Origin of the sequence: Catellatospora tritici (genome assembly GCF_019083965.1) — a bacterium.
Classification (GTDB): Bacteria; Actinomycetota; Actinomycetes; order Mycobacteriales; family Micromonosporaceae; genus Catellatospora; species Catellatospora tritici.
Genome location: NZ_JAHRCY010000011.1, coordinates 181,167 through 193,287, shown reverse-complemented (window position 1 = coordinate 193,287; position 12,121 = coordinate 181,167). Strand labels below are relative to the sequence as shown.

Sequence of the window (12,121 nt, the reverse complement as noted above, 5' to 3'; positions counted from 1 at the left end):
CTACGTCGCGGGTGCCGCGATCGACCCGTCGGCGGAGACGCGCGCTCCGTTCGCGCCGAAATCCTGCTCGGTCATCTGCTTCATCAGCTTGAGCGCACGCTCGTCCTTGTCGGGCTGCGGAATGCCGTACGACCCGGAGAAGTAGGTCGACCGGAACCGGCCCGAGGCGAAGCTGCCGTCCGGGTTCAGCGACACGGTGAGCACGCCGCCCCAGCCGACCCGGTCCCCGCTGCTCAGCGCCCCGCCCCCGGCGAAGTTGCCCAGGCTGTACGCGATCAGCCGCCCCTTGTAGAACTCCAGCCCGCGCACGACGTGCGGCCCGTGCCCGATGATCAGGTCGGCCCCGGCGTCGATCACCGCGCGGGCGAACTTCATCGGGTCGCCCCGGTTCTCGCCCAGGAAGAACTCCGTGCCCGGCCGCACATGACTCTTGTCGCCGCCCTCGGCGCCCATGTGCACCTGCACCACCACGATGTCGGCCTTCGCCGCCGCCTGGGACACGACCTTCTTGGCCGAGGTGAGGTTGAGCAGACTGTTGTTCCCCGAGTACGACGAGAAGCCCAGCACCGCCACCTTGACCCCGTCGACCTCCACGATCGTGATCTCGTTGGTCTCGCCGGTGTGCCTGAGCCCGAACTTCTCCAGCGACCGCTGGGTGTTGGCATAGCCCGCGGTGCCGTAGTCCTTGCCGTGGTTGTTGGCCATGTTCAGCAGGTTGAACCCGGCGTCCTTGAGATGTCCCGCGTACGACGGCGGCACCCGGAACTGGTGGCAGTTGTTCTTCGGGCTCGGGCTGGCGCCCGGGGCCGGACTGGCCGGGGTCGGGTTGGCGACGGGGCGGGGGCACTTGCCGGTGCCGGTCTCGTCGGTGATCGGCTGCTCCAGGTTGCCCATCACCACATCGGCGGGCAGCAGCGACTTGACCTTGTCGAAGTAGCCCCTGCCGTCGTTGGGCGGCAGCTTGCCCGGCGCGTCGCCCATGACGATGTCGCCGGTGGCGGAGAGGCTGATGGTCTTGCCCGTCGTCGGCGCGGCGGCCGACGCGCTCGCGGGCGGGGCGGCGACGACCGGGTCGTGCCACTGGCCGACTTCGGCCGACGAGTTTGTGGCGGTCACCACCAGGCCGATCACTGTGACAAGAAGCACGACTCCACCCGCCGCCGAGGCGCCGGGGCGGGCGCGCAGCACGTTCCGCAACCGCGTCGACACCGACGGTCGAACATCCATGGTCGTCACAGCGATTGGGGTGACGGGCTGGCTGTCGGGGGCGGGCAGGTCAGCAGGGGTGAGGGGCTCTGTCGACATCGCCGGGGACTCTACCCGCGGCGCGCCACCTGCGGCATCGGTCGACCGAAGCGGATTCTGGGGGTTGGCGTCCGGTTGGAGACCGGTTGCGCCTAGACTGACCTCGCGCGGCGTATGGCGGTCCCACGCACCCCGCGCCGATGGAGGTATGGCGATGGACGAGGTGCTGGCTCGCAGCGGAATCTTCCAGGGTGTCGACCCGGAGGCCGCGGAGGCGCTTGCCCGCGAAATGGAGACGATCGAGATCCGCAAGGGCGAGATCGTGTTCAACGAGGGTGAGCCGGGCGACAGCCTCTACATCGTACTCTCCGGCAAGATCAAGCTGGGTCGCCGCGCCGCCGACGGCCGACAGAACCTGGTCTCCGTGATGGGGCCGTCGGACATGCTCGGCGAGCTGTCCCTGTTCGACCCCGGCCCGCGCACCGCGACCGCCACCGCCGTCACCGACGTGCGCCTGGCCCGGCTGCGCAAGCAGGCGCTGCGCCCCTGGCTGAACAACCGCCCGGAGATCGCCGAGCAGCTGCTGCGCGTGCTCGCCCGGCGCCTGCGCCGCACCAACGACGCGCTGGCCGACCTCATCTTCACCGACGTGCCCGGCCGCGTGGCCAAGAACCTGCTGCAGATGGCAGGCCGGTTCGGCACCCGCGACGGCGGCGTGCTCCGGGTGACCCACGACCTCACCCAGGAGGAGCTGGCGCAGCTCGTCGGCGCCTCCCGGGAGACCGTCAACAAGGCGCTGGCCGACTTCGCCTCGCGGGGCTGGCTGCGGCTGGACGGCAAGAGCGTGATCATCCTGGACCCGGAGCGGCTGGCTCGGCGCGCCCGCGTCTGAGTCATACCAAAACGGGCTAAAATCGGGCATATAGTATCGCTGAAGTGTCGGGAACCTGTCCCTGACACGTCAGCCCCTGGGTAGACCTCGTTGGTCCGAGTGGTCGCGAACCTCGCAAATTGCGCGCGGCTAGACGTGTCCACAGTGACCGATCGTGCGGTGACCCAGCGCCCCTGCCCGGGACAAGGGACCACCTCTCACGCCGCCTCGATCGGTCTGTCGGAACGACTCCGACGATCGAAAGAGGTCCTCACCACTATGAACACGTGGGTTCGACGTTCCCTGAAGGCCGGTGCGCTCACCGCCGGCGCGGTCATGGCCACCGGCACCGCGGCTTACGCCGAGGCCAGTGTCATCAGTGCCGGCAACACCGGCATCCTGAACGGCACCCAGGTCTTCGCTCCGATCCAGGCGCCGATCAACCTGTGCGGCGTGGCCGTCGGCGTCGCCGGTGACGCGCTGGCCGGCTGCGAGGGCGGCAGCGCCGCCGAGCTGGAAGGCGTCTACGACGCGCACCTGATCAGCACCGGCAACCACGGCATCCTGAACGGCACCCAGGTCTTCGCCCCGATCCAGGCCCCGATCAATGTCTGCGGCGTGGCCGCGGGTGTGCTCGGATCCGCGGTGGCGTTCTGCGAGGGCGGCGCCTCCGCCGAGCAGCCGGGCCACCACCCGACTCCCGGCCACTACCCGACCCCGCGTCCCCGGCCTCGGCCCGACCAGGGCCACGGTCACAACTGCGGCTGCGGCCACCACGACCACGACGGGTACGGCGGCCGCGAGTCCGCCCCCACCGAGGGCCTGCCGCTGGTCGGCAACCTGCCCGTGGTCGGCAACCTGCCCCTGGTCGGCGGCCTCGCCAACGGCGGTCTCCCGCTCGTCGGCGACCTGACCAGCGGCGGCCTGCCGCTGGTGGGAAGCCTGGGCAGCCTGCCCGTGGTCGGCGGCCTCACCAGTGGCGGCCTCGGCAACGGCCTGCCCCTGGTCGGCCCGCTGCTCGGCGGCCTGACCGGCGGCCAGCGCGCCGCGACCGGCGCCGACGCCATCGACCTCGACGCCCTGGACTCGGTCGGCACCGTCGACCGCTTCGCCACCGAGAGCGACGACGTCGACCACAGCAGCGGCGGCACCGGCGGCGGCACGGGCACCCACCCGGGCGGCGGCGGTGGTGGCGGCAACGGCCACCACCCGACCCCGCGCCCGCGGCCCCGGCCGTGCACCGACCACAACCACCGTGACGACCACGGCCGTCACGCCCGGCACGACCACGACGTGAACCTGCTCAGCGCGGGCAACCACGGCATCCTCAACGGCACCCAGGTGTACGCGCCGATCCAGGTGCCGGTCAACGTGAGCAGCGTGGCCGTCGGCGTGCTCGGCGACGCGGCCGCGTGGAGCGTCGGCGGCGCCTCGGCGCAGCAGTAGACCCCGGCCCTGCCCGCCGAGCCCGGCCCCGAACGACTCTCTCCCGTCGCTTCCGGACCGACCAGGCAAAACACTGCACCGCCTGGCTCGGCGGGCAGGCCGGACAACGAACATGGCCTCTCGCCACGTTCTATGCGTACGGGCCCCTTTCGCTGAGTAGTCCGCACGCGGTACCCGCACCACCCGACGTCCCCCGAGGACGGGCTACCCATCCGGCCCGCTTCCCGGGGGACGTCCCTTTCCCCCGCCCGAGCACCCGACACCCGCACCCCGCACCCGGGCACCCGGGCATGGCGACGGTTTCGGGGAAAGTGCTGGAATCATGGGCCGGATTCGTGCAGTTTCCCCGAAACTGCACGCTCGCCCGGCCCGCGCTCGCCCGGCCCGCGCTCGCCCGGCCCAGCGCGTTCGTCAGCGCATGGCGCGTGGCATCTGCGCGCTGGGAGCGCGTCAAGAAGGGCCCCTTCTTCTACGCAAAGCGATAAGAAGGGGCCCTTCCTTACCTCGGGGTCAGGCGGGGGTGAGGACGGCGAGGAGGGCGCCGGTGGCGACCAGGGCGCCGGGGCGGACGGTGACCTGGGCGACGATGCCGTCGGCCGGGGCGTGCACCGGGTGCTCCAGCTTCATCGCCTCCAGGGTCAGCAGCAGGTCGCCAGCGCCGACGCGCTGGCCGGGGGCGACCAGCACCCGGCCGACCGCGCCGGGCAGCGGGGCGGTCAGCGCACCCTCCTCCAGCTCCTGTACAGGCAACGGGAAGCGCGGCAGCCGCCGCAGCGCGAGCGAGCCCTCGGCGCTGTCGACGTACGACATCTCGCCGACGCGGTGCACCTGCAGCGCCAACCGGATGCCGGCGACGTCGAGCACCACGTCGTCGCCGGTGGCCGAGACCACGGCGACAGGCGGGTGGTCGTCGAGCACGCCGACCTGCCCGAGCCCGGCCAGGTCGAGCTCCTCCGGGTCGACCGCGCGCACCCACCACTGCGCCAGCGCGCCGGTGCCGTCGAGGCGGTAGCCGACTTCGACCGGGCCGGCGGGGCCGTCGTACACGACGGTCTGGGCGACGGTGGGAACGTTGCGCCAGCCGGACGGGATGCCGCGCTGGAGGGGGGCTTGGGCGCGGCGTTGCGCCGCGGCGGCGAGCGCGGCGGCGAGGCAGCTCAGGCGGACGGCCTCGACGGAGGACAGCAGCGGGGCGAACACTTCGGGCTGGCGGTCGAGCAGGCCGGTGTCGATCTGGCCGGTGAGGAAGGCCGGGTGGCGCAGCACGCGTACCAGCAGGTCGCGGTTGGTGATCAGGCCGTGGATGCGGGTCCGGGCCAGCGCCCCGGCGAGCATGCGGGCCGCTTCGTAGCGGGTCGGCGCCCAGGCGACGATCTTGGCGAGCATCGAGTCGTAGTGCACACCGACCACGGAACCGGCCTCGATACCGGAGTCGACGCGGATGCCCGGCTGGAGCATCGGTCGGAACCGGCCGGACACCTCGGGCACCTCGAACAGGTGCACCTGGCCGGTGGCGGGCAGCCAGTTGCTGGCCGGGTCCTCGGCGCACAGCCGGACCTCGATGGCGTGCCCGCGCATGGGCGGCGCGCTCGGGAACGGCAGCTGGCCGCCCTCGGCCAGGAACAGTTGCAGGCGGACCAGGTCGAGGCCGGTGACCAGCTCGGTGACCGGGTGCTCGACCTGCAGCCGGGTGTTCATCTCCAGGAAGTAGAACTCGCCCTCGGGGCTGAGCAGGAACTCGACGGTGCCGATGCCGACGTACCCGATGGCTTCGGCGACCGCGACGGCGGCCGCGCACAGGTTCTCGCGCAGCTCGGGTGAGACGGCCGGGGACGGCGCCTCTTCGATGATCTTCTGGTGTCGCCGCTGGATGGAGCACTCGCGCTCGCCCAGGGTGATGGTGTTGCCGTGCTCGTCGGCGGCGATCTGCACCTCGATGTGCCGGGCCTGCTCGACGTACCGTTCACAGAAGACGGTCGAGTCGCCGAAGGCGCCGAACGCCTCGCGGCGGGCCGAGGAGACGGCTTCGCCGAGCGAGTCGGCGTCGCGCACGATGCGCATGCCCCGACCACCGCCGCCGATCGCGGCCTTGACCAGCACCGGAAACTCGTCGACGGCGGTCGGGTCGGTCCAGCTCGGCAGCACCGGCACCTCGGCCTCGGCCAGCAGCAGCTTCGCGTCGATCTTCGAGGCCATCACTGAGATGATCTTCGCGGGCGGGCCGACCCAGGTCAGCCCGGAGTCGGTGACCATCGCCGCGAAGTCGGCGTTCTCGGCCAGGAAGCCGTAGCCCGGGTGGATCGCGTCCGCGCCGGTCTTGCGGGCCGCCGCGACGATCAGGTCGCCGCGCAGGTACGTCGCGCTCGGCGCCGACCCGGGCAGCTGCACCGCGTAGTCGGCCTCGGCCACATACGGCGCGTCGGCGTCGGCCGAGGAGTAGACCGCCACCGTCTCGACGCCGACCGCGCGACAGGTCGCGAAGATGCGCCGGGCCACCTCGCCCCGGTTGGCCACCAGCAGTCGACGGATCATGGCGTCACCTCTCGGTCGGCGGGGGCGGACCGGGCGACCACCGACAGGCAGATGCCGAGCACGGTCCGGGTGTCGCGGGGATCGATCACTCCGTCGTACGGGTCGGACGACAGGTCGCCCACCGGCCAGGTGAACCGGAAGCCCGGCCCGGCCACCGCCCACGCGCCCGGCTCCGCGCCGAGCACCACGGTGATCCGCTCGGCCCGGCCCAGCTCGCGCAGCAGCAGCGCCGAGTGGTCGTCCGGTCCCGGCACGGGCGGGTTGGCCAGCACCAGCACCGGCATCCGGGCGGCCGCGGCCAGCCGGGCCAGCTCGGCACCCTTGGCCGCCGACCCGGTGTCGATCACGGTGTCGGTCCCGGCCAGCACCGCAACCCGGTGCCCGTGCACCGCGCCGAACCCAGCCAGCAGTCCCGGCCCCTGCTGCGGGCGGAACTCGTCGAAGTCGGAGCCGTCGAGCACCCGCGCCAGCACCTCACGCGCGTCGGCCGGGCGGCCCGGGTCGGCGCTGGCCACGGCTAGCAGCTCCTCCGCCTCGTACCGGGGCGGCACCCCCTCGGCGACCGGAATCCCCGGCCGGTACGTCACCAACCGCCGTACGCTCTGCCGCAGCAGCCGCAGGGCATCGCGGTCGTCCTCGGCGACCAGGTCCACCCGCACCGCCTCGGCCCGTCCGCGCACCACGATCGCGTGATCGGACAGGTCCGGCAGCGGCGCCAGCCAGGCGTCCAGCGGCCCGAACACGGCACACAGCACCGGCGTGGCCAGGCGGCTCAGCTGCGCCAGGCCCGGGTCGGGCGCGGCCGGGCGGCCCGCGTCGGGCGTCGCCTCCAGCAGCAGCACCAGCGGCAGCAGCTGCCGTCCAGCCAGTTCGACGGCGCGGGCCAGCTTGCGCCGACCGGTCTGGGCCGGGCCGCCGTCGCGTACCGTCGGATCGCTGGCGACCAGCATGCATTCGACGCCGTCGATGACGCCCACGGCCGTCACCAGACCCGCACCGGCGGGCTCGTCGCTGGCCCGGCCTGCCGTCGCGGCCAGCTCCAACAGGGCCGTGTCGCTGTCCACGAGCAGTTCCAGCCGCTCCCGGGGCAATAGTTTGCCGCGCGCGTGGTGGCGGGTTACCTCTTTCTCCCCGCCGCCGTCGCGGGCCTGGCCGTGCGCCTGCTCCAGCACTCGCAGCGCGGCCTGGGCGGTGCTCCGGTTGTCGAGGAAGGCGGGCGCGCGGGGGTCCAGCGCGGTGTCGAGCGTCGCCATGGTGAACCTGCTCTCCGGCTTGGTGACACCAGAGCAACGAGTAATTCGACGCTGCCGACACGGAGGCGGCGAGGGTGCAGTTTCGGGGAAAGTGCACAAATCCGCAGCTCGATAGCCGCAGTTTCCCCGAAACTGCGGTGATCTCAGCGGCCGTGGGACCCGATCGGGGGACGGGCGGGGGCCTACCTACCGAAGAGGTTGTCCAGGAAGGCGCCCAGGCCGCTGCGGCGTTGGGGCTGCTGGGGGACGTGGACCGTGGGCTGGTCGGCGGCGGCGGAATTGGCGTTGCGGGGTGCGGCTGACCTGTCGGTGCCGTCGAGGTCGACGGCGGCGAGGAGTTCCTCGAGGGCGCGGGCGGTGGGGCGGTTGGCCGGGTCGTTGTCCATGCCCTGGCGCAGCACCTCGCACAGGGCGGGCGGCACGTCGGGCAGGTCGGGGACCGGGAGCGCGAACATCTCGATGAGGGTGAGCAGGCCGGGCGGGCTGTCCGGCTCCCAGCGGGGCGGGGTGCCGCGCAGCAGGGCGTACAGGGTGGCGCAGAGGGCGTAGACGTCGCCGGGCGGAGCGGGCTCGGCGCGGCGGAACGCCTCCGGCGGGGCGTACGCGGGGGTCATCACGTCGAGGGTGATGTCGGGGTCGCGCAGCTCGGCCAGGATGGCCAGGCCGAAGTCGGCCAGCGCGGGCTCGCCGAAGTCGCTGATCAGGATGTTGGCGGGCTTGACGTCGCGGTGCACCACACCGCGTTCGTGCGCGTCGGCCAGCGCGTCGGCGATCTTCACGCCGATGTCGCGCACCTCGTGCGGGCGCAGCGGCATCCGGTCCTGGTACGACCCCGAGTACAACTCCATGATCAGGTATGGGTGGTTGTCCTCGGTCACCCCGGCGTCGAACAGGTCCGCCACGTGCGGGTGCCCGGACATCTTGCCCGCCGCCCGCGCCTCGCGCAGGAACCTTGACCGGTCCCGGTCCGAGTCGATGGTCCGGTTCTCGATCTTGACCGCCACCTCGCGGCCCACCGATCCCTGCACCGCACGGAAGATCGTCGCGTAGCCGCCGACGGCGAGCAGCGACAGATCGGTGAGTCCGGGAATCTTGGGCCCGGCTGGCGGGGTGTCAGTCACGCGCTAGACGGTAGCGCTTCGGCCTTCACTCACGGCACCCCATGTCGCCAACGCAACGCTGCGCTCGCTCGCCTGCTGTGTGCCCTCCGCCAACGTACGCGCCTGGGCAGCGGCTTCGATGGCTTCGGCGTCGCGGCCCGCCGCGGACAGCACCTTCGCGTACGCCACCGCCGAGCGCACCCGGCTGCGCACGTCGACGGCGGGCAGCGACTGGGCCAGCTCGGCCGCGGTCAGCGCCGCCTCGACCTGCCCGTCGGCCAACAGCGCCTCGCTGTAGAGGGCGATGCCCTGGCGGCGGGAGTAGAGCATGGACGGTCCGTGCGGGGCGGCCGCGATCGGAGCGAGCAGCCGCAGCGCCATCGGCGCGTCCCCGGCCCCCAGCCGGGCGGCGGCCAGCAGCGCGCGCGGGCCGACCCGGGCCGGATCGAGCACGCCGTACGGCGAGACCATGGTCAGCACCGAGCGGGCGTCGGTCTCGGCGGCCGCGCAGTCGCCCCGGTCCAGCGCCACGAAGCCGCGTACCGTCCCGGCCATGCCGACCAGCAGCGGGTGCCCGACCTTCTCACCCTCTTCCAGCGCCTCGGCGAGCAGGTCCTCGGCGTGGCCGTACTCGCCCAGTCCACGCGCGACGACACCGCGCGCCACCAGCGCGAACCCGCGCCCCCAGACGTCCTTGGCGGCGGCGAAGTCGCGGTAGGCGCGGCGCGCCTCCCGGTCGGCCTCGCCGAGTTCGCCCAGTTCGGCGGCGGCGAACGCGGCCACGGCGCGCAACGTGCCGACCGCCCAGGCCTCGCCGACCCGCTCGCCGAACGGCAGGAACACATGCGCCAGCCGCTGCGCCTCGGTCAGCCGCCCCGCGAGCAGCCGGGCGAACGCGGTGGTGCCGCGCAGCCAGGCCCGGCCCACCGGGTCGCGGGTCTCGGCGAACAGCCGCGCCGCGCGGGCCAGGGCCGCGTCGGCCCCGGCGAAGTCGCCCCGGGTGGTGGTCACCCAGGCCAGGTTCTGCAGCGACCAGGCCTGCGACTTGCGGTCGCCCGCGCTGACCGCGATCTGGTACGCCCCGGCGAACCGGCTCGACGCGTCGCCCAGCCGTCCGCTGAGGAAGTCGGCCATGCCCATCCGCCGCATCGCCTCGGCCCGCTCGCCGGGCAGCTCCGAGTCGGTGGCCGTCTTCAACGCCTCCGACCACGACCGGTATGCGTGGTCTGGATCGCCCTGCGCCACCTGCCCCCGCCCGGCCAGCAGCAGCGCCCCCGCGCGCACGCGGGGGTCCTCGGCGGCGTCGGCGATCAGCTTCTCGGCGTCGTGCAGCGCCTCGGCGATGCGGCCGTACTGCAGCAGCGAACGGGCGTGGACCAGCCGGTCGGGCAGGGGCAGGGCACCGGGGGCCAGGCGCGCGGCGCGCTCGCCGTACGCCACCGCCTCGGCGGGTTCGCCCGCCTGCCCGGCCCGACGCGCGGCCCGGCCCAGTGCCGCCACGCCCAGCGGCGCGACCTGCCGGGCGGGCACGTCGGGGCGCAGCCGCACCGCGTCGGCCAGCCGAGTGGCCCGCTCGGCGTGCTCGGCCACGAACGAGTCGCGCACGTCGTCGGTGACCCCGGTCAGCGCGGGCACGGTTCGTCCGGACGAGACGGTGACCTGGGTCTGGCCGGGCGCGGCCCAGCGGGCCAGGAACGCGTGTCGGTCGGCGAGATCGGCCTTGCCGACCCCGGCGTACGCGGCCTCGCGCAGCAGCGGGGTGGCGAAGGCGAACGCGCCCCGCACCCGGCGCAGCATCCGGCGCTGCAGCAACTCGTCGACGGCGCGTTCCAACTCGACCGCGACCACGGCGGCCGGGCGGCCGTCGCGGCTGGACCGGCGCTCGCGTAGCGCCTCCAGCGCCCCGGCGGGCACCGAGTCGCCGACGACGGCGGCGTCGCGCAGCACCGCGCGGGCCTCGGTGGGCAGCGCGTCGATACGCGCGGCGAGCACCGCGGCCAGGTCCCGGGACAGCAGGGTCGCGTCCAGTGAGCCGGGCGTGAGCCGCCAACCGGGTGCGTTCGGCGCGGCGGGCAGGCCACGCTGCGCCCCGGCCTTGGTCAGCGCCCCGCGCTCCATCAGCAGGGTGACCAGTTCGGCCAGGTAGAACGGGTTGCCCTGGGCGGTGGTGAGCAGTCGGTCCTCGTCGGCCTGCGGCAACCGCCCGCCCTTGAGGTACGCGGTGAGCAACCGGGCCGCGTCCGCGCCGCGCAGCGGCGGCAGCGCCGTCGCCTCGGCGTCGGCGACCCGGGTCAGCTGCCCTGCCCGGCGCACCAGCTCCGGGCGGCCCAGCAGGATCACCAGTGCCGGGCCGGTCAGCTCCTCCAGCGCGAAGCCGAGCGCGTCCAGGGTCTCCGGGGTGCCGTCGTGCAGGTCGTCCACGATCACGACCAGCGGGGACTCGGTGGCCAGCGCGTCGAGCAGCCGGGCCACGGCGACGGCGAGCACGGCCGTCTCCCGGCCGGGCTGCTCGGGGTCGTCCCCGGACACGCCGTGCCACTGGGCCAGCTCGGTCGGGTCGGCGTAGCCGAGCAGCGCCAGCAGCGCGTCGACGTCCACGTTGACCGGGCGGCCGGGCTCGCTGCGCTGGGTGAGCCGGGTGGTCAGGCGGCGCAGCCGCTCCTCGGCCACCTGCCGGGTGACGGCGGTGTTCGGGTCGGCGGGCAGGCCGACGGCCAGGCGGACCAGGTCGGCCAGCGGCGCCAGGCGGCGGCGCTCGCCGTACGCGGCACAGCGGACCGACAGCACCCGCGCCTGGGTACGGCTGGCGAAGCGGCCCGCGCTCACCTCGTACCCGTTGGCGAAGCGCTCGACCTCGCTGGCGAACCGGGACTTGCCGATGCCCGCCTCGGCGGTGAATACCAGCACCCGGGGCTCGTCGCGGTCGACGACCTCGGCCAGACGTCCGGCGACTCGGCCGAGTTCGGCCTCGCGGCCGACGAACGGTCCCTCCTCGCCCAGCCCGGCCCGGCTGCCCCGGGCGTCGTGCAGCCCCAGCAGCTCGTACGTCTCGACCGGCTCCCGCTTGCCCTTCAGCCGCAGCGGCCGCAGGGTGCGCCAGCCCGCCACGGACTGGGTCGCCGCGACGGTCCGCGCACCCGCGTACACAGCGCCGACGGCGGCCGCGTCGGCCAGCCGCGCGGCGGTGTTCACGGTGTCGCCGATGACCGTGTACTCCAGCCCGGCCTGCACACCCGCCACCACCGGTCCGGTGTTGATACCGAGCCGCAGCCCGGTCGGGGCGCTGCCGCCGCGCTCGTCGTCGAGCACCCGGCGCACCGCGCGCTGCATCGACAGCGCGGCCCGCACCGCCCGCTCGGCGTCGTCCTCATGCGCCACCGGCGCGCCGAAGACGGCCATGATGCCGTCCCCGGTCAGCTTGTCCACATGCCCGCCGAACGTCTTGACCGCCCCGGCCAGCGCCGACAGCACGCGGTCGGTGACCGCGCCGACCCGCTCCGGGTCCAGTTCCTCCGACCACGAGGTGAAGTCGGAGAGGTCGCCGAAGAGCACGGTGACGACCCGCCGCTCGGTGGCGGGCAGGGTCGCCGCCGCGGGCAGGGCCGCGCCGCAGTGGTGGCAGAAGCGGGCCGCCGGCACCGGCACGGTCCCGCAGACGGGGCAGGTCATGGCGT

6 protein-coding genes and 1 pseudogene are annotated in these 12,121 nt (G+C 73.8%); 2 read left to right on the top strand and 5 right to left on the bottom strand.

Annotated features, from left to right (window positions below; translation table 11 throughout):
• Entirely contained in the window at positions 1 to 1,227 is a 1,227-nt protein-coding gene (locus KUA19_RS25055; protein ID WP_217399730.1) for a CapA family protein, read from the bottom strand.
• A gap of 232 nt (positions 1,228 to 1,459) precedes the next feature.
• On the opposite strand from KUA19_RS25055, the gene KUA19_RS25050 reads away from it, so the two are divergent.
• On the top strand, positions 1,460 to 2,137 hold the full coding sequence (locus tag KUA19_RS25050; RefSeq protein ID WP_120317442.1) for a Crp/Fnr family transcriptional regulator: 678 nt from the start codon (positions 1,460 to 1,462) through the stop codon (positions 2,135 to 2,137).
• Positions 2,138 to 2,395: 258 nt separating this feature from the next.
• Positions 2,396 to 3,562, top strand: coding sequence for a chaplin family protein (locus KUA19_RS25045; RefSeq protein WP_217399584.1), 1,167 nt, complete (start codon positions 2,396 to 2,398; stop codon positions 3,560 to 3,562).
• A 510-nt stretch (positions 3,563 to 4,072) separates the two neighbouring features.
• Here the strand turns inward: KUA19_RS25045 and KUA19_RS25040 are convergent.
• The 4 genes and pseudogenes from KUA19_RS25040 to KUA19_RS25025 all read right to left on the bottom strand — a co-directional run bounded on the left by KUA19_RS25040 (position 4,073) and on the right by KUA19_RS25025 (position 12,116).
• Complete coding sequence (locus KUA19_RS25040) at positions 4,073 to 6,094, bottom strand: acetyl/propionyl/methylcrotonyl-CoA carboxylase subunit alpha (RefSeq protein ID WP_217399582.1); 2,022 nt, start codon at positions 6,092 to 6,094, stop codon at positions 4,073 to 4,075.
• Complete coding sequence (locus KUA19_RS25035; RefSeq protein WP_217399580.1) at positions 6,091 to 7,347, bottom strand: carboxyl transferase domain-containing protein; 1,257 nt, start codon at positions 7,345 to 7,347, stop codon at positions 6,091 to 6,093. The genes KUA19_RS25040 and KUA19_RS25035 overlap by 4 nt, the downstream gene beginning before the upstream one ends.
• 233 nt (positions 7,348 to 7,580) lie before the next feature.
• A pseudogene (locus tag KUA19_RS25030) lies at positions 7,581 to 8,468 on the bottom strand (serine/threonine-protein kinase); the annotation flags it as partial.
• Positions 8,469 to 8,471: 3 nt separating this feature from the next.
• Positions 8,472 to 12,116, bottom strand: coding sequence for an adenylate/guanylate cyclase domain-containing protein (locus KUA19_RS25025; protein ID WP_217399576.1), 3,645 nt, complete (start codon positions 12,114 to 12,116; stop codon positions 8,472 to 8,474).
• Positions 12,117 to 12,121 lie beyond the last annotated feature (5 nt).

Bases quoted from the DNA above. Each gene is read 5' to 3' on its own strand.
- KUA19_RS25055 (WP_217399730.1), bottom strand. From the start codon at position 1,227: ATGGATGTTCGACCGTCGGTGTCGACGCGGTTGCGGAACGTGCTGCGC.
- KUA19_RS25050 (WP_120317442.1), top strand. From the start codon at position 1,460: ATGGACGAGGTGCTGGCTCGCAGCGGAATCTTCCAGGGTGTCGACCCG.
- KUA19_RS25040 (WP_217399582.1), bottom strand. From the start codon at position 6,094: ATGATCCGTCGACTGCTGGTGGCCAACCGGGGCGAGGTGGCCCGGCGC.
- KUA19_RS25045 (WP_217399584.1), top strand. From the start codon at position 2,396: ATGAACACGTGGGTTCGACGTTCCCTGAAGGCCGGTGCGCTCACCGCC.
- KUA19_RS25035 (WP_217399580.1), bottom strand. From the start codon at position 7,347: ATGGCGACGCTCGACACCGCGCTGGACCCCCGCGCGCCCGCCTTCCTC.
- KUA19_RS25025 (WP_217399576.1), bottom strand. From the start codon at position 12,116: ATGACCTGCCCCGTCTGCGGGACCGTGCCGGTGCCGGCGGCCCGCTTC.